15 protein-coding genes and 10 pseudogenes are annotated in these 24,011 nt (G+C 62.6%); 15 read left to right on the forward strand and 10 right to left on the reverse strand.

Annotated features, from left to right (window positions below):
* Positions 1 to 158 precede the first annotated feature (158 nt).
* Positions 159 to 863 (reverse strand): annotated as a pseudogene (gene istA / locus AB4Y35_RS39990) (IS21 family transposase); the annotation flags it as partial.
* On the opposite strand from istA, the pseudogene AB4Y35_RS39995 reads away from it, so the two are divergent.
* Together AB4Y35_RS39995 and tnpC are read left to right on the forward strand one after the other, a co-directional pair.
* Positions 864 to 1,232: pseudogene (locus AB4Y35_RS39995) on the forward strand (Tn3 family transposase); the annotation flags it as partial.
* A 6-nt stretch (positions 1,233 to 1,238) separates the two neighbouring features.
* Positions 1,239 to 1,610 carry a Tn3 family transposase post-transcriptional regulator TnpC gene (gene tnpC, locus AB4Y35_RS40000; RefSeq protein WP_368692788.1) on the forward strand — a complete coding sequence of 124 codons (372 nt, stop codon included), beginning with the start codon at positions 1,239 to 1,241 and terminating at the stop codon, positions 1,608 to 1,610.
* A gap of 66 nt (positions 1,611 to 1,676) precedes the next feature.
* On the opposite strand, the gene AB4Y35_RS40005 is transcribed toward tnpC, so the two are convergent.
* Positions 1,677 to 2,654: a site-specific integrase gene (locus tag AB4Y35_RS40005; RefSeq protein WP_368708670.1), complete on the reverse strand. Its 978-nt coding sequence runs from the start codon at positions 2,652 to 2,654 to the stop codon at positions 1,677 to 1,679.
* Between the two features lie 80 nt (positions 2,655 to 2,734).
* Here AB4Y35_RS40005 and AB4Y35_RS40010 point away from each other — a divergent pair, with 80 nt between their 5' ends.
* Entirely contained in the window at positions 2,735 to 5,203 is a 2,469-nt protein-coding gene (locus tag AB4Y35_RS40010; protein ID WP_368692786.1) for a DEAD/DEAH box helicase family protein, read from the forward strand.
* Positions 5,204 to 5,260: 57 nt separating this feature from the next.
* On the opposite strand, the gene AB4Y35_RS40015 is transcribed toward AB4Y35_RS40010, so the two are convergent.
* Together AB4Y35_RS40015 and AB4Y35_RS40020 are read right to left on the reverse strand one after the other, a co-directional pair.
* On the reverse strand, positions 5,261 to 5,701 hold the full coding sequence (locus AB4Y35_RS40015) for a PIN domain nuclease (RefSeq protein WP_321889247.1): 441 nt from the start codon (positions 5,699 to 5,701) through the stop codon (positions 5,261 to 5,263).
* Positions 5,662 to 5,856, reverse strand: coding sequence for a type II toxin-antitoxin system VapB family antitoxin (locus tag AB4Y35_RS40020; RefSeq protein WP_028215418.1), 195 nt, complete (start codon positions 5,854 to 5,856; stop codon positions 5,662 to 5,664). Before AB4Y35_RS40020 ends, AB4Y35_RS40015 begins: the two co-directional genes overlap by 40 nt.
* Before the next feature lie 287 nt (positions 5,857 to 6,143).
* Between AB4Y35_RS40020 and AB4Y35_RS40025 the strand changes: the two genes are divergently transcribed.
* Together AB4Y35_RS40025 and AB4Y35_RS40030 are read left to right on the forward strand one after the other, a co-directional pair.
* On the forward strand, positions 6,144 to 7,136 hold the full coding sequence (locus AB4Y35_RS40025; RefSeq protein ID WP_368692785.1) for a DNA-binding protein: 993 nt from the start codon (positions 6,144 to 6,146) through the stop codon (positions 7,134 to 7,136).
* A gap of 173 nt (positions 7,137 to 7,309) precedes the next feature.
* Complete coding sequence (locus tag AB4Y35_RS40030; protein WP_368692784.1) at positions 7,310 to 8,515, forward strand: hypothetical protein; 1,206 nt, start codon at positions 7,310 to 7,312, stop codon at positions 8,513 to 8,515.
* A gap of 520 nt (positions 8,516 to 9,035) precedes the next feature.
* On the opposite strand, the gene AB4Y35_RS40035 is transcribed toward AB4Y35_RS40030, so the two are convergent.
* Positions 9,036 to 9,923 (reverse strand): LysR family transcriptional regulator, encoded by an 888-nt coding sequence (locus tag AB4Y35_RS40035; protein WP_368708671.1) that lies wholly within the window; start codon positions 9,921 to 9,923, stop codon positions 9,036 to 9,038.
* Between the two features lie 86 nt (positions 9,924 to 10,009).
* On the opposite strand from AB4Y35_RS40035, the pseudogene AB4Y35_RS40040 reads away from it, so the two are divergent.
* Together AB4Y35_RS40040 and AB4Y35_RS40045 are read left to right on the forward strand one after the other, a co-directional pair.
* Positions 10,010 to 11,096 (forward strand): annotated as a pseudogene (locus AB4Y35_RS40040) (IS630 family transposase).
* Positions 11,097 to 11,442: 346 nt separating this feature from the next.
* A complete protein-coding gene (locus AB4Y35_RS40045) occupies positions 11,443 to 11,970 on the forward strand; it encodes an RICIN domain-containing protein (RefSeq protein WP_368692783.1) in 528 nt (175 codons plus the stop codon).
* A gap of 231 nt (positions 11,971 to 12,201) precedes the next feature.
* On the opposite strand, the pseudogene AB4Y35_RS40050 reads toward AB4Y35_RS40045, so the two are convergent.
* Positions 12,202 to 12,726 (reverse strand): annotated as a pseudogene (locus tag AB4Y35_RS40050) (IS5/IS1182 family transposase); the annotation flags it as partial.
* A gap of 305 nt (positions 12,727 to 13,031) precedes the next feature.
* On the opposite strand from AB4Y35_RS40050, the pseudogene AB4Y35_RS40055 reads away from it, so the two are divergent.
* The 3 genes and pseudogenes from AB4Y35_RS40055 to AB4Y35_RS40065 all read left to right on the forward strand — a co-directional run bounded on the left by AB4Y35_RS40055 (position 13,032) and on the right by AB4Y35_RS40065 (position 15,468).
* Positions 13,032 to 13,947, forward strand: a pseudogene (locus AB4Y35_RS40055) (DNA-binding protein).
* Complete coding sequence (locus AB4Y35_RS40060; protein WP_368692782.1) at positions 13,944 to 14,159, forward strand: hypothetical protein; 216 nt, start codon at positions 13,944 to 13,946, stop codon at positions 14,157 to 14,159. Before AB4Y35_RS40055 ends, AB4Y35_RS40060 begins: the two are co-directional and overlap by 4 nt.
* Complete coding sequence (locus AB4Y35_RS40065; protein ID WP_368692781.1) at positions 14,137 to 15,468, forward strand: tyrosine-type recombinase/integrase; 1,332 nt, start codon at positions 14,137 to 14,139, stop codon at positions 15,466 to 15,468. The genes AB4Y35_RS40060 and AB4Y35_RS40065 overlap by 23 nt, the downstream gene beginning before the upstream one ends.
* On the opposite strand, the gene AB4Y35_RS40070 is transcribed toward AB4Y35_RS40065, so the two are convergent.
* Together AB4Y35_RS40070 and AB4Y35_RS40075 are read right to left on the reverse strand one after the other, a co-directional pair.
* The gene (locus tag AB4Y35_RS40070) at positions 15,429 to 16,790 is read right to left on the reverse strand and encodes a YecA family protein (protein ID WP_368692780.1); all 1,362 of its coding nucleotides are present in this window, start codon (positions 16,788 to 16,790) and stop codon (positions 15,429 to 15,431) included. The genes AB4Y35_RS40065 and AB4Y35_RS40070 overlap by 40 nt on opposite strands.
* Before the next feature lie 34 nt (positions 16,791 to 16,824).
* Positions 16,825 to 19,758: pseudogene (locus AB4Y35_RS40075) on the reverse strand (Tn3 family transposase).
* Positions 19,759 to 19,912: 154 nt separating this feature from the next.
* On the opposite strand from AB4Y35_RS40075, the gene AB4Y35_RS40080 reads away from it, so the two are divergent.
* From AB4Y35_RS40080 to panC, 5 genes and pseudogenes are all read left to right on the forward strand, one after another.
* Positions 19,913 to 20,488: a hypothetical protein gene (locus AB4Y35_RS40080; protein WP_368692779.1), complete on the forward strand. Its 576-nt coding sequence runs from the start codon at positions 19,913 to 19,915 to the stop codon at positions 20,486 to 20,488.
* A gap of 24 nt (positions 20,489 to 20,512) precedes the next feature.
* The gene (locus AB4Y35_RS40085; RefSeq protein ID WP_368692778.1) at positions 20,513 to 21,091 is read left to right on the forward strand and encodes a hypothetical protein; all 579 of its coding nucleotides are present in this window, start codon (positions 20,513 to 20,515) and stop codon (positions 21,089 to 21,091) included.
* Positions 21,092 to 21,728: 637 nt separating this feature from the next.
* A pseudogene (locus AB4Y35_RS40090) lies at positions 21,729 to 22,083 on the forward strand (integrase core domain-containing protein); the annotation flags it as partial.
* Positions 22,014 to 22,552 (forward strand): annotated as a pseudogene (locus AB4Y35_RS40095) (4Fe-4S dicluster domain-containing protein); the annotation flags it as partial. The pseudogenes AB4Y35_RS40090 and AB4Y35_RS40095, both read left to right, overlap by 70 nt.
* A 35-nt stretch (positions 22,553 to 22,587) precedes the next feature.
* A complete protein-coding gene (gene panC, locus AB4Y35_RS40100) occupies positions 22,588 to 23,424 on the forward strand; it encodes a pantoate--beta-alanine ligase (RefSeq protein ID WP_368692777.1) in 837 nt (278 codons plus the stop codon).
* Between the two features lie 44 nt (positions 23,425 to 23,468).
* Here panC and AB4Y35_RS40105 read toward each other — a convergent pair.
* Positions 23,469 to 23,624: pseudogene (locus AB4Y35_RS40105) on the reverse strand (plasmid pRiA4b ORF-3 family protein); the annotation flags it as partial.
* 7 nt (positions 23,625 to 23,631) lie between these two features.
* Positions 23,632 to 23,847, reverse strand: a pseudogene (locus tag AB4Y35_RS40110) (transposase domain-containing protein); the annotation flags it as partial.
* Between the last annotated feature and the right edge of the window lie 164 nt (positions 23,848 to 24,011).

Raw genomic sequence — 24,011 nt, forward strand, 5'->3', positions numbered from 1 at the left:
TACTGCTCGGTTACGCGTGGAATTCGCGCTCGGGCAGTCGTGGAATCCCTGCTCGGTTTGCCGTGGAATCGGCGCTCGCTTTGCTGTGGAATCCGTGCTCGGCTTGCCGTGGAATCCGTGCTCGGCTTGCCGTGGAATCAGCGTTCGGTTTGGCGTGGAATACGCACGCGGCCCGGATAGAGCCGCGTGCTGAGCATCTGGCCCGCATATTCGCATGGTACCGAGTAGCGGTTGCGTCCGACCACCACCTGGCACGTCGACGACACCCGGGCCGCGCGTTCAACGTAACCGTCAAACGGTGTCGGCATCGGCATCAGATGGGCGCGCTCCTGCTCGAAGACGTCGGCAATGCCCAGCTCCCGATAGTCCGGATGCTTCACCTGCTCCCACAACGACCGGCAGCGGCTCGCCAGCCATGCATTCAGATCGGCGAAACTGCCGAATCGCCGCTCGCGCGCTTCAATCCAGATACGCCGGCGGCTGTCCTGCACGTTCTTCTCGACGACGCCTTTCTCCCAGCCGCTGGCCACGTTGCAGAAGTCGGCGTCAAACAGGTAGTGCGCGCACATCACCGCAAAGCGCGAATTGACGGTGCGGCCCTTGCCTTTGTGGACCTTGTCGACCGCCGTCTTCATATTGTCGTAGATGCCACGGCGGGCCACCCCGCCGAAGGCCGTGAACGAGCGCGTATGCGCATCGAACAGCATCTCGTGACCCTGGCTCGGGTAGGCCACGAGCCAGAACGCCCGCGACGCGCACAGCTTCATGTGGGAAACCTGCAGCTTGCGGTAAATGCCGCCGACAACCAGTCCTTCCTCGGACCAGTCAAACTGAAACGCTTCGCCCAGCTCGAATCGCAACGGCGTCAGAACGTGACTGCGAGCACCAACAAGATAGAGTCGTACAACGGCTTTGCGAAATGGCTGTCGTTCGGCGGCGATGTGATCGCCGAGAATGAGCCGGAAGAGCAGCAAAAACGGCTACGCTACAATGACCTCATCGCATCGGCCGTGATCCTGCAGAACACGGTGGACATGATGCGGGCCCTGCGCGACATGGTGGCCGAGGGCGAGAAGGTCCGCAACGAGGACATTGAATTCGTGAGCCCATATGCGACGCACAACATTCGCCGCTTCGGGCGCTACCGGCTGCATCTGGAACGTCCGCCCGAAAGCTGGATCAACGATGCCCTGTTTGGCCGGGCGGCCCGGCCTCACGACGAAATGAGGTAACGCTGGATGAGTGCGAGAGCCGCGGTGACCACCACCCCGTACGGTGAAGTTGATGCCGCCGCACTGGAGGGATTGCAGTCGCGCTATGACACGACGCGGGTGCTCGATGCGGTCGATACGCTCGACGAACTGCGCACAGGCCTTAACGATCCGGAAGGCCTGCGGGACGATCTGTTGCGCCTGCATGGCATCGTGCATGCACTCGTCAACGGCGCGAACTTCGCGGCAACAACCCGGGACGTGTCGATTGTCGAGCAGATCGAGGACGTGCTTGACCAGATCGATCACTATGTCGCCGGACTTTTATCGATCCGTGATGTGCTGCGCCCACTCGAAGCGCTCCGCCATGAAGATCTGGCAGACCCGGATCGCGATTGAGCGTGCAGCGAATCTCCCCCGGTACGCATCCGTCACGGGATGTGGAGTAACGCCTCGATCCAGCGGTTATGGCGCAGGCAATGCGATGACCGGTAGCTCCTGCACGGCCATGCCTGGTGTTGCGAGTGCCGATTCGATGCGGTGTTGCGCGAACGGATCGGCGGCGTCGATGTAGCGCATCGCAGAGCGCACGTCTTTCCAGCCAACGTACTGCATCAGCATCTTCAGATCCCAGCCGTTCGAGTTGGCCCACGTTGCGAAGCCCCGCCGTAGCGAATGGCTGCTGTAGCTGTCCGGCGCGGCCAGGCGTGCTGCATGGAAAAGCGCACGCAACAGCGGCACGAAGCTGCCCGCATGCAGTCCCTCGTCGCTGATGTTTCCCCAGCGGTCTATGCTCCTGAACACGGGCCCTTCCGTCAGGCCGGACGCCGCAATCCACGCCTCGCAGGCCGTCACCGGACACAGGCGTGAAAGCGCCGGGGCCTTGAAGGTCGTGCCCTGCTGCGCGCGGTCGCCTTTCGTGCGCGGCAGGTACAACGTCATGCCGCGGCCCGCCTCAACGGCTATGTGCTCGATTCGCAGCCGGCTGAGTTCGTCCGAGCGAAAGCCGCGCCAGAAACCCAGCAGCACCAGCGCCCGGTTGCGAATGCACGCGAGGCGCTCGCGCCCGTCGGCTTCCCTGGCGATCTGCTGATCGAGCCAGGCCGTGAGCTTTTCGAGCTGCGCGAGCTGCATGGGTTTCGCCCGCTTCTCGGTTGCGGGATGTAGCGCGACGATGCCTCTGAGGACCTTGCGTACATGCGGCGCCTTCGTCGGATCCGGAAAACCCTGCGTCTGATGCCATTGCGCGAGCGCTGCAAGCCGCGAGCGCAGGGTATTGACCGACAGGGTTTCTGCATGATCGGCAAGGTACCGCGCAATCATGTCAGCGCTCGCGGGCAGAAAGCCGCCCCATTCAACCTCGAAATGCCGGAGCGCCGACTGGTAACTGCGCCGGGTGTTTTCGCGCGTCGCGGCTTGGACGTAGCGATCGATGGCAGACATGGCTCGTGGGTAAAATCAGGTGATCTGTATCGGAGACGATGATATGCAACAACGAACGTGTGCGCCAGCCGGCGTGCTCGATGGAAGCCAGGGTTTCGGCCGGTGAAGCGATGAACGAAGGCAAGCTGCTACAGGCAGACTGGGAAAATTTCACACGCGAGGAACTGCTCGCGGAGCTCACCCGCCTGCAGGCCGAAATCGCGCGGCTCACCGCCTTGCTGCCGGCAACGCTGCAGGCACAGGCAAAGCCCGTGCGGGTGGCCCGGAACGAACCATCGCCAGCAGTGCGAAATACGGGCGCCCGCGTACTTTCGCCCGAGCAGAAGGTACAGCTCTTCCGGCGGCTGTTTCGCGGCCGCACGGATGTCTATCCGCTACGCTGGGAAAGCCGCAATTCCGGAAAATCCGGCTACGCGCCGGCGTGCGCCAACGAATGGCGCGCCGGAATCTGCGAAAAGCCCCGCATCCGGTGCGCCGACTGCGGGCATCGTGTACTGCTGACGCTGGACGACCAGGTCGTCTATACGCACCTGGCCGGCGATCGCACAGTGGGCCTCTATCCACTGATGCCGGACGGCACCTGCTACCTGCTCGCTGTCGACTTCGACGAGGAAGGCTGGCGTGAAGATGCACAGGCATTCCGGCAATCCTGCCTCGAGATGGATGTGCCCGTATCGCTCGAAATCTCGCGTTCAGGCAACGGCGCTCACGCGTGGATCTTCTTCTCGTCGGCCGTTGCTGCACGTGACGCGCGACGGATGGGCTCAGCCATCATCAGCCACACCTGTACCCGGACCCGTCAGCTCGAACTGACGTCCTATGACCGGCTCTTCCCGAACCAGGATGTGCTGCCCAAAGGCGGCTTCGGTAACCTCATTGCCCTGCCGCTGCAGAAGCACCCGCGCGAGCATGGTTGGAGCGTGTTTGTCGATGACGGCTTTCAGCCGTACGCTGATCAGTGGTCGTATCTCGCGTCCGTGCAAACCATGGACAGCCGCGACATCGAGGGGGTGATCTTTCGCGCCACGGGCGGTGCGCACCCGCTCGACGTCGCGTTCATCGCCGAGGAGGACCAGGCCGAACCGTGGAAGCCAGCGCCCGCGCAGCCGAAGCGGCTGGCCGGAACGATGCCGGCGTCGCTCACACTGACGCTCGCGAACCAGCTTTATCTTGAAAAGGCGCAGCTTCCGCAGGCACTGCTCAACCGGCTCATCCGGCTGGCCGCCTTCCAGAATCCGGAGTTCTACCGGGCCCAGGCGCGCGGCTTCAGCGTATGGGACAAGCCACGCATCATTGGGCGCGCCGAGAACTGCCCGCGCCACATTGCATTGCCGCGCGGATGCCTTGACGACGTCATGACGCTACTGCGCGATAACGACATCGCCTGCGACGTCCGCGACGAGCGCTGCACCGGCGAGCCGCTTGCAGTTCCGTTTGCCGGCACGTTGCGCGATGACCAGCAGGCGGCCGTTACCGACCTGCTGCGACACGACACCGGCATCCTGCATGCGCCGACGGCGTTCGGCAAGACCGTGACGGCGGCCGCGATGATCGCGCAGCGTGGCGTCAACACGCTCGTGCTTGTGCACCGCCGGGAGCTGCTTGACCAGTGGCGTGAACGCCTGCAGTCGTTTCTCGCACTCGACGCGCGCGCGATCGGCACGATTGGCGGCGGCAAGTCGAAAGCGACCGGCCGGATCGACGTCGCGATGCTGCAGTCGGTGGCGCCCGATGGTGCCCGCGGCGAGCTGTTGCGGCGTTACGGCCATGTCATTGTCGACGAATGTCACCACGTCTCGGCGGATTCCTTCGAGGCGGTGCTCAAGGCCGTCCATGCCCGTTACGTGCTGGGTCTGACTGCCACGCCCGTGCGGCGCGACAGCCAGCAACCGGTGATGTTCATGCTGTGCGGGCCGATCCGGCATGCGGCGAAATCCCCGGCCAGCGCGCCCCAGATGCTCGAGGTATTCCCGCACAGGCTCACCGCCGCAGTGGACGTCGCGGCCGACGCGCCAATCCAGGCGGTGTTCGCTCAGCTCGCGCAGGACACCCCGCGCACGCAGATGATCGCGGCGGCTGTACGTGAACAGTACGGGCAGGCGCGGAACGTGCTGGTACTCACCGAGCGGACGGACCATCTCGAAAGCCTCCAGCAGATGCTGCAAGACACGGTGCAGTCGCTGTTCGTGCTTCACGGACGGCTCGGCAGAAAAGCGCGCGCCACCCAGTTGGCGGCCCTTGACGCGCTGGCCGGGGATACGCCCCGCGTGGTGCTGGCGACTGGCAGGCTCGTAGGCGAAGGCTTCGACCACCCGGCACTGGACACGCTGGTACTGGCTATGCCGGTTGCGTGGAGGGGCACGCTGCAGCAATACGCTGGTCGGCTGCACCGCGAGCATGCGGGCAAGACCGGCGTACGGGTGATCGATTATGTGGATGGCGGCCACCCGGTGCTGCAGCGCATGTGGGAGAAACGCCAGCGCGGCTACCGGGCAATGGGCTATCAGGTCCGCACGCCCGGAGAAGATCTCCAGCTGCAGCTGGCCTGAAACCGGTGGTGAATTCGTATTCCGTTTCGTTTCTTGCTGTTTGCTGTCACCGGCACGTTAGTCGTCGCGCATTGCAGACTGAAGACCGAGGTGCTCGACGAACGGATCGAAATCCCGGTCGCTGAAGAGCAGCGGCGCACCGTTTTCAATGCACCACGTCGCGATCAGCGTATCGATGGTTTTGCGGATCGTTACGCCCTGCGCTCGCAAGATGCGGTAATTCCGGGCCGCCTGAATGGCGTTATCCGGACCCACCAGCGAGACGACATCGAATCGCGTCGTCATCAGCTGCCGGGCAGTATTGAACGCCGACTCGGCGGCAAATCCCTGTAGCACCTCGGCGACGATCAGGTCGCCGGTGACCAGCACCTCCCGGCCCAGCAGGGCATCCAGTCGGCTGGCTTGGGGTGAAGCCAGCCCCCGGAAGTAGTCGATCCACACGCTTGAATCGACGAGTATCACTGGTCGCGCCTCATGGCATCCAGGTCGCCTTCCCACGGTAATTTGCCGCGGAACTGGCGAATCTGCTCCTGCTGCTTGAGCCGAATGATCGTTTTCAGGCCGAGCTCGACCGCTTCACGTTTGGTCCGGATGCCCGTTGCGGCAAGCGCTTCGGCCATCAACCGGTCGTCGATCTCGATATTGGTACGCATGGCGCGCCTCGTAAATGTGTATAAAACAATTGAATTATACACATCAAACGCTTGTGGTCCACGCTCCGGGTTGCGACATCCCGATTCGACCAGCAATCCCCCGGAGATCATCAATTTCCATATTTCGTACCGTTGTCCGGCGGAACAAGCCGGATTCGGACCATCACACTGAATAATCCGCCTTTATCGCAGGCCAGCCACACCCACATCCGGCCGCCCTTGACCGCGTGCAGTGATACGTATATACATGGTACGTAATACAGTACGATATTCGAGCGAGGAAGCAGATGGCCCGCACCGGTCTTACGCGCATGGACGTTAAGCGCGCCCGCGACGCGTTGCTCGCACAGGGGCAGCACACATCGATCGACGCGATACGTATCGCGCTCGGCAACACGGGCTCGAAAACCACGATCCACCGGTACCTGAAGGAACTGGAGGAAGATGAGGGCGCGTCACTGACACGCGCCGGGTCGCTCTCGGACGCGATCCAGGATCTGGTAGCCCGGCTCGCAGCCCGCCTGCACGAGGAAGCACAAGCCCTCGTCGACCAGCAGGCCGCCGCTGCGGCCGCGCAACAGCAGCAGGCGCAGTCCGAAATCGCAAGGCTCGGCGCTGAGCTGGCCACGGTGCGGGAGCAACTCACTGGCGCGACCGCCGCCCTTTGCGCGGAGCAGGAGGCGCACGCCGGGACTCGCGTGGCGTTGCATCAGCGCGACCTGGACGTCGAGCGGCTCACCCAGCAGGTTGGCGACCAGACCGAGCGCCTTGCCGAGCAGGAAGGCTTCCGCCTGTCGCTTGAGGCCAAGCTCGTGCATGCGCGCGATGCCCTTGAGCACTTCCGTACGGCCGCGCGCGAGCAGCGCGAACAGGAAGCGCACCGACATGAGCAGCAGGTCCAGCAGGTGCAGGCTGAGCTACGCCAGGCGAACCAGACGGCCATCGTCCGGCAGAACGAGATCACACAGCTGAACCGGGACAACGCGCGGCTCGTCGCAGAAGCGACGGCCACGACCCGGCTCGCACGCGATCAGCAGGCACATGGCGAGGCGCTGCAGTCCGCCCTCAATCGTGCGCTCACCGATCGGGCGCGCGCCGAGGCCGAGCGCGACGCAGCGCAGTCGGCAGCCGATGCGCGGGCAGCCGAGCTGCTCCAGGTACGCGAGGCTCGCGACTCGCTCCGCGCGGACCTCACGAAGCTGGCCGCGCAGCTCGAAGCACAGCAGCAGCTCCTGGTGGACTACCGGATGCGGTTGGGCGGCGCGGACGCGGCTGGCTGAAAGCGCCGCATCGCGTGCCGAAAGGAAGTCAGAATGGCAACGCGCACGCCTTTCGGCGCTTGCCATGAAGCATTCCGGCTTTCGCGTCGGCCCGGAGTTTCATGGCTCCGGCGGGTTGCGCACCAGCACATTCACCTTCTTCTCTTCCATGCGCTTCGCGACGGGAATCTGGCATGAGCGAATACCAATACTACGAGTTTGCATGCGTCGACCAGCTGCTTACGGCGACCCAGCAGGCAGAGTTGCGCACTTTCTCCACGCGGGCCACGATCACCGCCTCAAGCTTCGTCAACGAATATCACTGGGGAAACCTCAAGGGCGACCCGCTCGAGTGGGTACAGCAATATTTCGATGCCCACGTCTACTCCTCCAACTGGGGGAGCTGCCGCCTGCTTCTTCGCCTGCCGCACGGGACGTTTGACGCGGCGACCATCCGCGATTACGTCAAGACTGGACGAAAGAGGCGCTCCCGTTTCGAGAAGGCATTCGAGGCCATGGACGTCGATGACTGGTGCCTCCTCGACTGGTCGTTCAACGATGACTCGGGCGAACACGCCCGCTTCTCGGAGGAGATGGATGGTGCGGGGTGGATGACGCGCCTGCTGCCTGTACGCGACGAGCTGCTCGGCGGCGATGCTCGCCCGCTTTATCTTGGGTGGCTTGCCCGCCTCGGGAATGATGAGCTACACGATGATGAAATCGAACCGCCGGTGCCTGCGGGATTACAGGCGTTGACGCCCGCACAGGTAGCACTGGCCGAGTTTCTGATGCTGGATGCGGATTGGCTCGCCGCCGCAGCCGAGGCCAGCCCGTCACTATTGGCCCCAGAATCCAGTGGGAGCGAAGACAGTCGCTTTGATCCCTGGTTACGTAAGTTGCCGGTTGAGGAAATGCGGGCGAAACTGCGCATGCTGCTACAGGGGCGCAGCCGTGAAGCGGAGCGAACCCTTCGAAACGCTTTTCTCAAATGGGAGAAGGGTAGGAATGCAAAGCAATTGAATTTGCCCAGGCGCCGTCGAATATCCGAAATCGAATCAAGGGTTGCCTCTCATCGTGCCATCCGTGAAAAAAAGGAGCAGGAAGCACGCCAGGCGGCCGCGGTCCGTCGTCGTGAGGAGCGCACACGGTACCTCACATCACTTCTCGAGCAGGAAGACACGGCGTGGTCAAGCATCGATGCACAACTGCGACGCACAACGGGCAGCGCCTACGATCAGGCATTCCAGAAGTTGCAGGATCTCGCCGAAGCGTATGAAAACGCCAGGCGGGATGCCGTATTCCGGCGTCGTCTGGCGCAATTGATGTCGAGTCATGGCAAGCGGGGAGCCTGGCTTGCCCGGTTGCAAAAAGCGGGATATTTGTGGCAACCCAAGTCTTAGCCTCCCTGGCCCGCTGAATCATTTCCGCAAATCTCGGATGAACTCTGAGCCCAGTTGGCCCAGCATATATGCCAATTTTTGGCGACTTGACCAAGTCATAATAACTTGAACGCCTATGATAGGAAATTGTGCTTACCTTGTTCGCCCCCCAAGATGAACCTGGTAATGACGTCACCGCGTCTGCGGGAGAGGCGAGTAGGGACTCACTTGTGCGGCCGGAGGCGCACTGCGCTGTTTGGGGGAAGGAGGGACAGCGGTCGGACACCGAGTGGGATGCGGCAGCGGAACCCGCTGCCGCATCCCTTTCATGTACTTGCGAGTGCCTCCGCGCTGACCGGCGCGAAGAAGTCAACCAGATTGCCGTCCGGATCCCGAACAGCAGCGAGCGATCTCCCCATGGCCGAGTGGTAGGGGCCTGTACAACGTCTTCGAGTTACCCACACCGCAACAAGCAGCTTGAGTAAAGAAGTATGTGCATCGGATCGAACCACGAGGTTCCAAAGCCTCAACGTACTTCGCTTTAAGCGTGACGACTACACGTCGCGCCGAGCTCTCGCGCAAGGTCGAGAAACCCCGCGATGTAAGCGATTTCCTCTTCTCCGTTCCGCACACCTACATTGATGCATTTGCTGATACCCGGCTCGCCCAGACGAATGGCCCGTACAGCCAACCCTTCGCCCTCTTCCGCTACAAGCCAGTCCGGCAACACCGCGACGCCGCGTCCGGCCGCGACGAGTTGCAGCATCAGTTCTGTCTCCTCCGCCGTCCGGTGATACCTCGGCTTGCAATGCGCGGGCACGAGAAACCGCGTGAAGATGTCCAGACGCTCCTTGCTGACGGGAACGGTGATGAGCTCCTCGTTCATCAGATCCTGCTTCAGCACAAACTCGCGCGCGGCAAGCGGATGCGCGTCCTGCACGACGAGCATCAGTTCGTAGTCTATAACAGGTGCGAAAGCGATGTCAGGCAGGTCGATGGGGTCCGGCGTGATCAGCATGTCGATCTCGTAGCCGAGCAGCGCAACGACGCCTTCGAAGCGGAAAGCGGTGCGCACGTCGAAATCGACGTCAGGCCACGCGGCGAGATAATGAGGCGTCAGGCGCGTCAACCACTTCTGGCACGGATGACACTCCATTCCCACGCGCAACGCTCCGCGGCGACCTTCGGCGAAATTGGTCAGCGTGCGTTCGGCGTGTTCCATCTGCGGGATCACGCGTCCCGCGAGACTTAGCAAATATTCCCCTGCGTGCCTGAAACGCAATCCGCGGCCGTTCTTCGTCCACAGCTTGACGCCGTGCCGCTCCTCGAACTTCCGGACCATGTGTGACAGCGCGGACTGCGTGACATTCAGGCGTTCGGCAGCGGCCGTCACTCTGCCGAGACGGTCGACTTCCATGACGATCGACAGATACTGGAGGTCTAGTGTTCCGTTCCGTTGTTAATTAATCTATGTTCGCGTAGCATGTTGACGTCAGTGGAACGGGAGACATCAGCATGTCGATGGGGCGACCTAAGGCGGAACTGGTGCTGAACGAAGACGAGCGCTTGCAACTGATATCGATCACACGTTCTCGCTCGATTTCGGCTGCGCTGGTCACGCGGGCGCGCATCGTGCTGGCGGCGGTGGACGGAGAGCCCAACAGTGCGATCGCGCAGCGCCTGCAACTCACGCGCGCCACGGTGGGGAAGTGGCGTCTTCGGTTTCTGGATCAGCGCATCAACGGACTTTATGACGAAGTGCGCCGCGGCAAGCCGCGCACGATCGACGATGAGCGGGTGGCTCAGCTGATTCACAAGACCCTGCACACCAAACCCGCCGATGGCTCCACGCACTGGAGCGTACGTACGATTGCTGCCGAAACAGCGATCTCGCCGACCAGTGTGCACCGTTACTTCAAGCTGTTGGGTCTGCAACCGCATCGCAGCGAAAGCTTCAAGCTCTCGACCGTTCTTCATCGAGAAATTGCGCGACGTGGTCGGCCTTTACCTGAGTCCGCCGGAGAATGCTCTGGTCTTGTGCGTGGACGAGAAGAGCCAGTGTCAGGCGCTCGAGCGTACGCAACCCATGCTGCCGATGGGATTCGGCTACGTTGAAGGAGTCACTCATGACTACAAGCGCCATGGCACAACGACGCTGTTCGCGGCGCTGAACGTGCTCAACGGTGCAGTGCTCGCCACCTGCAAACCGCGTCACCGGCATCAGGAATTCCTGTCGTTTCTGCGCGAAATCGACAAGGCGGTGCCGGCCGCCCTTGACGTCCACTGCATCGTGGACAACTACAGTGCCCACAAGCATCCGAAGGTCAAAGCGTGGTTGGCAGCACGTCCTCGGTGGCATATGCATTTCATCCCGACTTACAGTTCGTGGCTTAACCAGGTCGAACGCTTCTTCGTTCTGATCACCGGCAAGGCCATCCGCCGTGGTTCGTTTGGTTCGGTCAAGCAACTGGTTAAACGTATCGATCAATTTGTCTCCCACTACAACCAGAACTGCGAGCCATTCATGTGAACCGCTACCGCTGACTCCATCCTCGCCAAGCTACAAAGACTATGTACGCGAATCAGCGGAACGGAACACTAGATGTCCAAGTTGTGTCAGCGAGTCTTAAGCCGCCGACTGATGCAAAAAATACTCGCAACGAGGAAGTTTCACGAAATTCGCAGCCTTGATCCTGACGTAGGAGGGCTCGATGCAGCGCTCAGCAGTGTCATTGACTCCGGTCAACATGAAAAAGTGCGCTTCTCAGTAGACTTCATTTGCCAAGCAGCGTGTGCCTTGCTCTGACTTTTCGATTCGTGTTGCTCAATATGCATTTGCCAGTGCCAAATTCGGGCACACATATGGATGCTGGTTGGTGCGATCTGCCGACCGAGGTAGAAGGCGGGCTTTTACCGGATGTGTCGGCTTTTCAAAACCGGAGGCAAATATGACAGCATATGTAATCCAGAGTTTGCAAAATTCCAACTTGTGCATTGGTGCAACCAGCGCGGCTGCCGGCTCGCTCGTCACGTTGCAAGAATTGGCCGGTATTGGCGGGAAACTATCCCAGTGGAACATGGATCCCAATAGCGGCTACATCACATTGGCCGCCGATCCGACGAAATGTCTTGATATTCAGGGATTCGATGGGCAGAAGGGTCAGGTAATTGTTGCGGACCTCGTGCTGGGACGAAACAGCCAACTGTGGAACTGGGTGGGACGCCCGCCGTACATTTCGAACGTCGAATATCCGACCATGGTTCTCGACAATTCCGGCGGCATCACAGTCCCCGGAAATCCGGTTCTGATCTGGCCGTACAATGGCGGGAAGAACCAGGAGTGGAGTTCTCTGCCTGTACCGACGCTGAATGTACTTCAACGCAGTGGCGTGCACCTGTCAGGGAGTCCAAAACTCGGCGTTGTGCACAATAACGATGAAATAGACGAGCACCACTTCGCGGCAGCAAGAAAGTAGCATCAGGACGCTAGCAGATCTAAACGCTATCGGGGATGCTTCCATGTCGAGAGCAGTCGGAGGTAAGCGTTGACGGCGTACCGTCTTGGTTGCTGCTGCCGATCGCCTGATGGCTTAAGATTCGCTAACACCACCTGGACATCTGGTTGCGCACGCCATATCCATGGCGTCGCGGCCAGATCAAGAATCAGTAGTCCGGCCTGAATAAATCGTTTTGTGCGGCGCTAGCCCTCATGCCTTGAAGACGACAGTGGTCGAGCTGTTGAGCAAAGCGAACAGAACAAGGGCGCAAAAAAACCGCAGCTTCCTGAGGATCATGCGTAGGTTGTGGCCGGCGCCACAAAGCACAGCGTGAATCGCATCACCGAGCGCGCCTTTGAGCCAGTTTCGATCGAGTTTGCCGTCGGCCTTCATGTGACCAATGGCAGGCTCGATCGCGTTTCGCCTTTGGATCATCGCACGCAGGCCCCTCGTGATACCGCGCCGCAATCCTTGGTGGTAGACCTTCACTCCCTCGACAGCGACACCCTTATAACCGCGATCCACGATGGCGACTTCGGGCTTCACATCGGTCAGGATCGCGGCCTGCTCCAACGCTTCTGCCAGCGTGTGACCGTCGTATGGGTTGCTTGGCATCGAGCGGGCGCCGACCACAAGCCCTTCCTTGTGTGTCGTCGTGATCGACACTTTCACACCGAATTCGTAGGGCGAGCGAGCCTTGCCTTTCGCCAAACATTCGACTTCTGGCGCATGCAGGGGTCCCCGTGCTTTTCGTGCCGTTTACCGGGTTAGCTGGCGACAAGGTTTTCCGGTCTGCCCCTACATTAATTTCAAAATAAATCAAATGGTTGCTGTCTGGTCTTTTTGTATTGCGTGAAGAACCAAGCCGGAGGGGCTTATCCAGCCTGTTGGGCTCTCGAGCGGGTCAGTCGGGCCTGCATGGCGGCGATAAGTATTATTCTTGGTAGCTATATATTCCCGTAGTAAAACTGATTTTCTAACGTTAGAAATGTATGGAACAATGGCCTGAAAAATCACCCGTTTTCCGCTTGGAGCTCGCCATGTCCCGTCCGGCCGCCGCCACCCCTGAACAGATCCGCGCCACCGTGCTGGCGATGCTCGCCGAAGCGGGTGACGCGACGCCCGTGAGCGGGGCGCGCTTCCGGCAGCTCGTGTCGGTGCGCAAACTGCGCGCACGGCTCGGTGCCGGCGACCCGGCCACGCTCGCGCGTGCCCTCAACGTGATCGAGGCCGAGGTCGTGCGCGCCGGGCTGGCCGAAATCGCGATCCCCGGCATTCCGCCGGATATCGCCGAGCAGATGCACGCGCTCTGGCAGGCCGCCGTTACCGTCCAGCTCGACGACGTCGTACGCCTGAAGGCCGAGGCGCAGCAGGCGGTCGCTGCGGCCGAGGCGGCGCGTACCGACGCCGGGCTGCGTGTCGAGCTGCTGCGCCAGGAAGTGACCGAACTGCGCGCGGCCCTCACCAGCCGCGACGCGGAGCTGGCTGAGCTGCAGAGCCAGCTCGATGCCCCCACAACCGGACGGGCGACGCTCGAGCACGCGCACGCGCACGCGCAAGGACTTGCCCAGGCGCAGCAGCGGTACGAGGCGCTGTCGAAACAGCTGCTCCAGGAAACGGCGCACCAGCGCGAGGCGCTGAAGAAGGAACACGGGCAGTTCGCCTCGCAGCTGAAGTTCGCCGAGCGTCGTATCGCCGCGCTCGAGGGCGAGCGCGAGCGGCTCGAAGCGGAGCTTGCCGGTGAGCGGGCGACACGCCAGCAGGCGGTCGGCGAGGCGCTCGCGCTGAAGGCCGTCAACTCGAGCCAGCATGCGCAGCATCGACGAACTGATGCGCGTGGTGTCCGGGCTCAATGTGCCGCGTCGGCCGCCGGGCGCCTCCGCGGGGCTGGCGAGCGCTCGGCGCACAAAGACCGCAGCGAAAGGGAGTGCCACCACGCGCGCGAAGAAAGCATGAGCGCCCCGATGAACCCGTCGGACTGGATCGATCACGGCACGCTGCCCCCGCAGCGCCTGCCGGCCGGCGCCGGAGATGCCATCGCGTATCTGGCCGATGTGCTCGGTCACGTCGTTTATACGCGCTGGACGCATGATCAGGTAGCGTCATGCCTCACTGGCCGACGCGAAGGCGGCACGGCCGGCCGTCATGCGTGTGCTGCTGGATCATGAGGCCGCTGTCGAATACTGGGACCGCGGTCGTGTGCGTACGGTCACTGTCGACGCGGCGCCCGCTCCCGACGCCGTGCTGGCCCGCGTGCTGCATACGCATCGCCGGCGCTTCAAGCCGGTACCCGAAGGCGGGGAGCTTGTTGCGACCGGTGAGCCGAAACGGGAGGCCACGGCCCTGATGACCTTGCCCCGGCCGCTGGTCGAGTGGCTCGCGCGCGCCGGGCGTTTCGCGGCGGTGGCGAGCGCAACGAATACGCTCGGCGTCGGTGACGACGCCCAGGCGGCGGCGCTGTTCCTGCGCGACCGGGCGAGCCGTTCGCCGCACACACTGCGCGCGTACCGCACCGAGCTGCGCCGCCTCGTCACCTGGTGCGAGACGCGACAGCTCGGGCCGCTGTCCGACCTGACGCGCCATGACCTGCTCGCGTACCGGCAGGCCCTGCGCCAGCCAGCGCCGGAGACCGTGGGTGATACGCCGCGCAGGATGTCGGAGGCATTGCAGTCCCGGGCGCTCGCCGTCATCGCGAGCCTGTTCCGTTACTGGACGGAAACCGGGTATCTGAGTGCCAACCCCGCTGCCGGCGTCGTGCGCGGCGGCCGTTCGCGCGCGAGCTTCGCGCCCCAGCGCATGCTGCCGCCGGCGTTGCTCGCCGCATGCGATGCGTGGGTGACCGAAGCCGCTGCGGGCGACGATCCCCTGATCACCGCGCGGCGCCGTGCGATCTGGGCGCTGTACCGCTATGCCGGCGTGCGGCTGATCGAACTCGTGTGGTCCGACGAGGCGCAGTTGCCGAAGGTCGAGGTCGACGGGCATGGCAGCTGGACGCTCACGGTGCTCGGCAAGGGCCGCAGGACGCGCGCGATTCCCCTGCCGGCGGTCTGCGTGTCCGTGTTGCGGACCTACCGTGAGTTGCGCGGCCTGCCGTCGCAACCACCGCTCCTTGAACACGCCGCGTTGGTCCATGGACTCAAGGGCGGCTCGCTGAAGGGTTCGGGCCTGTACGACGAAGTCAAGGCGATCTTCGTGGCGGCCGCGGAACGTCTTGCAAACGCGGACCCCGAGGGGGCCGCCCGCCTGCGGCAGGCGTCGCCGCACTGGCTGCGGCATGCCTACGCGCGACAGATGATCGTCGACCACCAGGTCCCGCTGCCGGTGGCGCAGGCGCTGCTCGGCCATGCGTCGGTGCAGACAACCGCTGCGTACGCGAAAACGGATCTCTCGCAGTTGCGCGCGTTCGTCGAGGGGACGTTCGCGTCGCACGACGCACCTCATTCGGGCGCGAGGCCCAGGGCGTCCCAGAGAAACTGAAGCGACACGGGCTCGCGCTGCTGCAATTGCGCCTGCCGGTTCTCATCCCGCTGGTAGGTGCGCAGCAGGCCCTTGACGCGCTCCAGCCCAGCGGGCGTGACTATCGCCTCGCGAGGCGATCGCCCGTCCAGGATCGGCATCGGTTCATCGGGCCAGTCCGCGTAGATACGCATCAGCGCCTGCCGGATGGCCGATGTCGCGAGCTCGGGCGGCAGATCGGCGGCCCCGGATGTGGGGGATGGATCGTCGCCCATGCGGCCGAGTGCGCCGACGGGATCCTGGATGTCGCGAATGCGAAATTCGACGGCGTCTCTCATGATCGCGTCGAACCAGTTGCGGCTGTCATCGGCATCGTGCTGCGTGCGGCAGAACACGATGAGATGTTCACCGTCGCGCGTGCGGCTGATGGCGCTGCGGACCTGACCATTATCGCAGTCGATGCGCCGTTCCCAGCCCTGCCCGGGATTGCCCTCGACATCGGGCTGCGCGGCGAGCACCGCAGCCACCTTCTCCCAATCGCGCACGCGATAGCGGTCGGTCACGAGCAGCAACGGCTCGTTGCTCGCGGCGTCGATCAGCGTGGGCGGCTCAAGGTCCTCGAAAAACTGCGCGAGCCACGCGCGACGGATCATGAAACTGAGCTCCGAAGCGGTCGGCTCCTGTCCGGGTTCGCTGGTCTCGCGAATCCACCGAAGCAGATGGGCGGCCTGCATCGGGACGAAAACATGCATCGTGCCCGACAGGACGAATGCCCCGTTCTCCCGGATCACGCGCAAGCCGATGGTCGCGCCGAGCAGGTCGGCCTTGCTGCCCACGCTTTCGGAGACGATAGCGGGCTCGACGTCCGGATCGAGCACATCGCACACGGTCATCGATCGTTGAGGCTTGACGTCGGTCACGGTGTAGAGCCGCAGCGGCGTTGTGGCCAGCTGCGTGAGCCAGGCGCGCTGGGTGTCACTGAATGTCGGGCCACCCGTGCCGAGCAGCAGGTCGGCGACACGACGCGGCTCGCCGCGCACCTGAATCTCGCCTTCGGCCAGCAACCACTCGTAGGTCTGACCGATGATGAACTCGCGGATATCTTCATCCAGGTCGCCGAAATCCTCGAGATCGTCATCGTCGAGGTCTTCGAACAAGGCATCGTCGATCGCCTCGCGCACGGCACGTCCGTGCCGGTTCTCGAGCCAGGTCAGCGCACGGGGAACGGCGCTGGACGGATCCTCGTCGCGGGGAAGGTCGGCATTGAGGCAGCAGTGCTTGTACTTCCTGCCGCTGCCGCTGCCGCAGGGACAGGGATCGTTGCGGCCGGGGCGATGGGTCATGGTGGTGGGTTACCATGGTCACGACAGCCGCATGTTACCTTGCCCCGGCGAGGGCCGATACCGGAACGGCGATGGTGCTGGGCATGAGGCGACTGACGTACTGGGCGACCGGGAAATCGAACGTGCCGCGCAGGTTGATGCCTTCCAGCGCGGTGGGCGCAATGCGTCGCATGTGTTCGGCGATGACAGGGGCCTGGCCAAGCCGTTCGATGGTTTCGAGTGCGTGCTGCATGTGCATCGTGTTCCAGGCCATGACGGCGTTGGTAAGCAGCGTTAGCGCGGAAGAAACTGCGACCAGCGAATGCGGCTGCCGCGCGAGTTCAAGCGCAATCTTGCCCTGATGGATGGCGCGCTGCACGCTATGCACCGCTTCGCCGCGATTGAGCGCATGGTGCAGTTCGCGCCGAAACGCCGGGGTGGTGAAGTAGTCGATCAGGAAGATCGAGCGAAACAGCCGGCCGAGATACATGCCGCCGTCATAGAGGGGCTGGCCGCGCGCATCGGAACCGAAGCGCGACAGGGCCTGGACGGCCGTGCAGCGCCCGCTGCAGACAGAAGCGACCACGCGCACGAACTCATCCCAGATGGCCTCGATGGCCTTGACGCGACGTCGCCGTCGGTGACATCCCTCAGCAGTTCGGGCACCGCGTGTCCGGCGGGCACATGCAGTCGCCGGTCGCGCAGATGCGCCAGCCGGGGGCACAGATCGAAGCCGGCCCCACGTGCGAGCGCCATCGCGAAATCAGTATAGCCGTGAGTATCCACCGCAATTTGCGCGACGTCGTCAATGCTGTCCTGGAGAATGACGCCCTCGATCGCAGCCCCTGCCTGCCGCTGGTTTAGCAGGATGGGCTGATCGTAGAAGACGCCCCAGCGGTCGTGCACGTGCGTGTACATGCCGATCGAGCGCGTGCGCCGGCGTGGGTCGGCGCGGGCCTGCCAGACCGTTCGGGCAGTCTCGAGCGACGTCATGTCCGATGATGCGAGATCCGCTCGCCCCCAGTACTGGGTGACCGGATGGCTGTGCATAAACTGCAGCACGGCGTCGGCTGCCTGACGCAGCAGCCGTTCATCGGCAATGCGGCGCATCATCTGGCGGATCGCCTCGGCCGACAGCTCGGGTACCATGCGCGCGATGTCGGCGGCGGACATCGAGGTGCCATGCGCGAGGATGGCGGCGTAGAGCATCAGCAGTTCACTGCGCGAGCGCGGCTCGCGCCCCAGCAGGATCCAGCTGAAGCGCACCTCGCTGTCCACCTGCAGGATGATCTCGGGCAGCTGCCCGTCCGGGCGTGACGCGAACAGGGCTCGGCGCAGGTCCTCGACCGCCTTCTGTCCCGGCTCGGCCCTCAGGGCATCGAGATGAACCGCGTCGTCGACGTGGACTTCGCCGCGTTCGACCGCTTCGCTCAGACGCTCGAGGCCTTCGTCAAGGTGCCTGATGACGGGTTCGAGAAACACCCTCGGATCCTGCGGCAACCCCAACTGCCCGTAGAAATGGTTGCGCTGACGTTGCCAGTCGTCAGCGGGGATCAACAGCATGCCGAGGCTGCGAAACGAGAAGCTGTGCTCGACATAGACCGATCCATTGCGCAGGGCCACCCGCAAGGCAAAGAGCGTCGCCCATTCGAAGGCGATCAGCGCGTCGGTGCGGTTCTCGCTGGCGATCATCCGCTGCCAGGCCCGTCCAAGCGGGATCTGCGTGTCCGTTGGCAGATCGACCGCCTTGTTCGAGTAGCGCTCGCGCAGCAAGGTGAGCGCATCCATGACCGGATGGGCGCTCTGGGCCTGGAAAGGTAGGTCCAGCAGCTTTGCAAGCAGTGCACGCGCGACGCGCCGCTTCGAGACGAGCTGTGCCCGCATCAGGCTGGTCCGACTGGGTGCATCCTGTTTGAGGACTGCGTCCGCCAGTTCGCACAATTGCCTGGCAAGCGCATCGCGTGTCAGATCCTTGTTGCCTGCGAGCACCTTGACTGCCGTGGCAAATTCGCGCAGCTGCGCCTTCAGATCCGGGCGCGAGGCGGCCACCCGATCATTGGCTGTCCTGATCGCCTTGCGGACCCAGTCGCCGAGCATCGACAGGAGCTGGTCGGTTGCCGAGCACAACGCGTAGCGCATGAAGCAGGCGGCCTCGAGCCGCCGTATGGCCGGCTGGATGCGGTGGCTCACCGAGGGTTTGCGGTCCGCGCAGCGCCGCGCATAATGCCGGACGATAGCTTCGTTGCATGTGTCGGGCCACTGCACCTGTACGCCGAGCTCGACCAGACAGTCGAGCTTGCGCAAGAGTTCGCTCATCTGTCGCGTCGAATTGCGCAGCGGCACCGACCACAGCCATTGCTGCAGGCTCGATGCCTCGCCATGGGGCTTCGGCAGCAGCTTGCCCCAACGATCCAGTGTGGCTTCGCCAAAGGCCTGCGTAAGCTCGCCCGTGAGCGTGGCTTCGACGTCCCGGATGGCCTGCACGATCAGTTCCCGCAAGGTGCGATCGCGCGGCAACAGGATCCGGTGTTCGTAGAGCCAGCGTTTGAGTTCGTGCAGCAGACCATTACGATCCTGCCGGCCCGAGAGCGCGGCTTTGAGCCAGCGCATCACGTAGCGGCGTTGGTGTTCGGTCATGGAGCCGAAGCCGAGCGCCTGGTATGCGCAGGCCTGATGTTCGACCAGCGTGTCGGTATGGCCGTCGTACAGCGACGTCATCGTCCCGAGATCGGGCGGTTCGATGCGGAGCTGTTGCCCCAGGTGCTGCCAGAGATTGTGTGGCACGTACCGGCAAGCATCGAGCGTGCGACCGGTCATGCGCACGAAACCGATGTGAAGCGCCAGCGCGAAGCGGTAGACGTGTCGGCGACGCGCATTGATCAACGCGCATTCCCTCGCGGAAAACGTGAAGAACGTGGCGAGCTCGAACTCGTTGAGCGTGTGCGGGATGGACCGCATCCCGAGATAGGCCCTGCCGCCAGTGTTCCATCGCCGTCCGCTCCGCAGCCGCAAGAGGAACCGCTCAGGCTATGCCAACAATATCGCCTTGACAATTGGGGGCGAGGCACTGCGGGCCACCGGGGAAGGCAAACAGCAAGCTCTTGATTTTACGGAGACTTTATAAAGGGCTAGACCGCAAAGCCTTGTCAGGTCTGGAGCCCGCTAACCCGGTAAACGGCATCAAAATCACGGGGACCCCGAGCCGCCCGACGGTCTACCGACAGATCGGCACGGCCAGTGTAGCGCTCGATGAAGCCTTTGATACCACGCGGGCAGCCGACGCAGATCAGGTGCTTTTCATGCTGCCGGTCACCCGCCAATGGCTCGATCAGGTCATCGTGGCGCTCACGATGGTGGGCCACGTTTCGTTTCGCAGTACCCTTGAACTCATGCACGACCTGCTCGGCGTCTCGACCAGCCTAGGCACGATTCACACCGTTCTTCAGCGGGCCGCAAAGCAGGCCATCGCCGTCAACGCCGGTATCGATCTCTCTCCCATCCGGGTCGGTCTGCACGACGAACTCTTTCAGGGTTCCCGACCCGTGGTCGCCGGTATCGATGTCGCCTCGACCTATTGCTATCTGCTCGCCCCCGAAGCCCATCGCGACGGCGACACCTGGGCCATCCATCTGCTGGACCTGCAGGCACAGGGCCTCGATCCTGAGCACACGATCGCCGATGCGGGAACCGGTCTGCGTGCCGGGCAAAAAATGGCCTAGCCCGATACGCCGTGTCACGGCGACGTGTTCCACATCATCCAGCAGGGTAAATCACTGGCGACGCTCTGGCATCGTGTCGCCAGTGGCGCTCGCACCGGGCGCGAGCAGCTCGAAGCGCGTCTGGCCAATCCCTGTCGACGTGGTGAGGATAGCCTCCTCGAAGCCGCGCTGGAAACGCTTCGGCGCAATGAAGCCCATGCGCACGAGCTGGCTGCCGACCTGCGCACCCTGGTTCAGTGGCTCGAACGTGACATCCTGTCACTGGCTGGGCCGGACCTCGCGACGCGTCAACGGCTGTTCGATTTCGTGGTTGCCGAACTGCAGCAACGTGAAGCACGGGATCTGTCACGTACAGGCGCATACCGGCGTGCCCTGCAGAACCAGCGCGACGGCCTGCTCGCTTTCGCGGGCCTGCTCGACACAAAACTCGACGCCATTGCACGAACGCACAACGTGGCGCGCCATCTCGTGCGCGAGGTCTGCATGCTGCATCGCAAGTCCGAAACGTCGAGTGCGTTCTGGCAAGGGTGGAATCGCCTGCTAGCCCGCATCGGACGCCCGTTTCACGGCGTCTACGCCGCCCGTATCCGGGGCGCTGCATAGCACACGCAGCAGCTCTGGTCGAAAATCTCAACTCGCGACTGCGCGTCTACCTGACCAACCGGCGTCATCTGAAGGGCGGGCGGGCCTGGCTTGGTCTGCTGCAGTTTGTCTTCAACCATCGCCGCTTTGCCCGCAGCCGATGCCCTGAGCGAACTGGAAAGAGCCCAAGGGAACAGATGAGCGGCAATCTCACGATCACTGGCTGACGCTGCTCGGATTCGGCCCACTCCAGCCTCAGCGAACCTGACATCGGCAGGTCGTCGCCGACCTCCATTTGAACCGCACTCCTTATTATTCCTGCTTTCTTACGCAGGCTGCTTCCGCTCGTCTGTGTAACGCAAAAATCGCGCTTTTTGAACCACGCCCGTCAATGCTGAGAACAGCCCCCCGGCGAAGTGTTTCGCTTTCGGCAATGCGCGTGCACCCGTCCGTTTGCCAACACGCGATGTCGTAAACCGCACATTCAGGACAGTCACTCAACGATTTAATATGTTGTGTCGGGTTTTTCGTAGCTGGTACGTAAACTGCATTGACCATTGCGAACGTGCGGACACGTTTGACCTTGCCCTCGAAAAACGTATCCGTTACTGAGAGTGTGTAAAACTTCAGTGACGGGGGATTGAGCAATGGGTAACAGGCGTGGTTCCGCCGTCGCCCCGAAGCCGGCCTGATCCTGCACAGCGACCGTGGGAGCCCAATATTGCAGCGACGAATTCCAGGCGCTGCTCAAGGGCTACGGCATGCGTTGCTCGATGAGCAGAAAGGCCAATTGCTGGGACACTTCGCCGACCGAGAGCCTGTGGGGATCGCTCAAGCAGGCGCGCATTCACGGCCGGCGCTTTGCGACGCGTCGCGAGGCGATGGACGAGGTGCTTGATTGGCTGAGCTTCTACAATCATGCTCGTCTGCACTCGACGTTGAACCGGAAGCGTTCAGGCAGTCGTGGCTCTACACGGAGCTGTACAAGGCGCGCAACTTCAAGCAGTGGATGAGCAAGGGCCTGTACCTGGGCACGCTGATGGTGGGCATCGAGCAGAAGCTGCTGGGCGGCAACGTGCCGTGGACGCTGCATCACCAGCATCGCAACCATGAAATGCTCAAGCCTGCGTCGCAGTGCAAGCCGATCGAGTACCCGAAACCCGACGGCAAGCTCACGTTCGACCGGCTCTCGTCGGTGTTCATTTCGAACACGAACCACGAAGAGAACCAGCCCGCGCACTTGACGCTCAAGGATGCGAGCGTACCCGTGAACGTGAACCTGCGCACCTACGCGGGCCCGGAAGCGCGCTTCTGCCCGGCCGCGGTGTACGAGTTCGTGAAGAACGACGATGACAGCGACCGTCTGCAGATCAACGCGCAGAACTGCGTGCACTGCAAGACCTGTGACATCAAGGACCCGACGCAGAACATCGTGTGGGTGACGCCCGAAGGCGGTGGCGTCCGAATTATCCGAACATGTGAGCAGTGCCAGGTGAATCTCAGGGGCAAGTTCTAGTATGAAACTGATTCGGTCTATCGAGGAGTTGAGAGCTCAGTTGCGCGGACAAAACCGCACGGCCTTCGTGCCGACCATGGGCAATCTGCATGCAGGGCATCTTTCGCTTATCAGGCTCGCACGGCAGCATGGCGATCCGGTCGTCACCAGCATTTTCGTGAATCCGCTGCAGTTTGGACTAGGCGAAGATTTCGAGCGCTATCCGAGAACCCTCGAGGCGGACCTGGAGAAACTTCAGAAGGAGAATGTGTACGTTGTCTTTGCCCCGACGGAGCGGGACCTCTTTCCGCAGGTGCAAGAGTATCGTGTCCAGCCTCCTGGCGGCCTTGGCGACATGCTGGAGGGTGAATTCCGGCCTGGTTTCTTTCAAGGCGTTTGCACGGTCGTAATGAAGCTGCTGTTATGCGCGCAGCCGCGCGTGACGGTGTTTGGAAAAAAGGACTACCAACAACTGATGATAGTTCGAGAAATGTGTAAGCAGTTCGCCATGCTCACGGATGTCATAGCCGGCGAAACCAGCCGCGACATCGATGGACTGGCGCTGTCATCGCGCAATCGCTTTCTGACGCCCGAGCAACGGGTGGAGGCGCCCACGCTGCATCGGCTCCTCAACAGCGTGCGCGAGGATATCCTGGGCGGGCGACAAGATATTCGGCGAATCGAGCGGCGCGCATTCTCAACGCTCGTCGATCGGGGCTGGAAGCCCGATTACATCTCGGTCCGAAAACAGGCCGACTTACGCTCTCCAACGGAGCCGGAAGTCGTCGAGCAAAAGCTCGTTGTGCTAGCAGCAGCGCGTCTCGGCAGCACACGCCTTATTGATAACCTCGAGATTTGAAGTTCCGACTCGTGCAGGTGCCCGCCTTCCCGGCCCATGGCCTGTTGCAGCACGACATGCAGCTTGCCCAGCCGGATCCAGTCGGGAACGATGATTCGTCGCCAGATCGCCGGCTTGATGTATTGCAGTTCAACACGCAGCACGTAATCGGGCACTGGCGCCTTGACCAGGCGGAGGGAGGGCTTGCGGGCTTGGGCCATCGAATTATTACGCGGCTTGCTGCTCGACGTGTTCGGCTGGCATCAGGCGCCACGGCAGTAACTCGTCGATGCGGTTGATGGGATGATCGGCGATGCGTTCAAACACCGTGCGCAGGTAGGCAACCGGCTCCATGCCGTTCAGGCGCGCCGTACCGATCAGCCTATAGATCACCGCCGCGCTTTCGCCACCGCCGTCGGAGCCTGCGAACAGATAATTGCGGCGGTTATGCTGACGTCAGCATAACAGGCGGAACTGGCTGTTTGCCGGTTCGCTGCGCGCCGGACAACGCGCCGCAGCGATCATGAGCCTGATTCGATCTGCGCAGCTCATATTAAGCATCGGTCATATTGCGTCTTATTGCCGATGAAGTCAGATACCACCGGCAA

This window comes from Paraburkholderia sp. EG286A, from assembly GCF_040965375.1.
GTDB lineage: Bacteria > Pseudomonadota > Gammaproteobacteria > Burkholderiales > Burkholderiaceae > Paraburkholderia.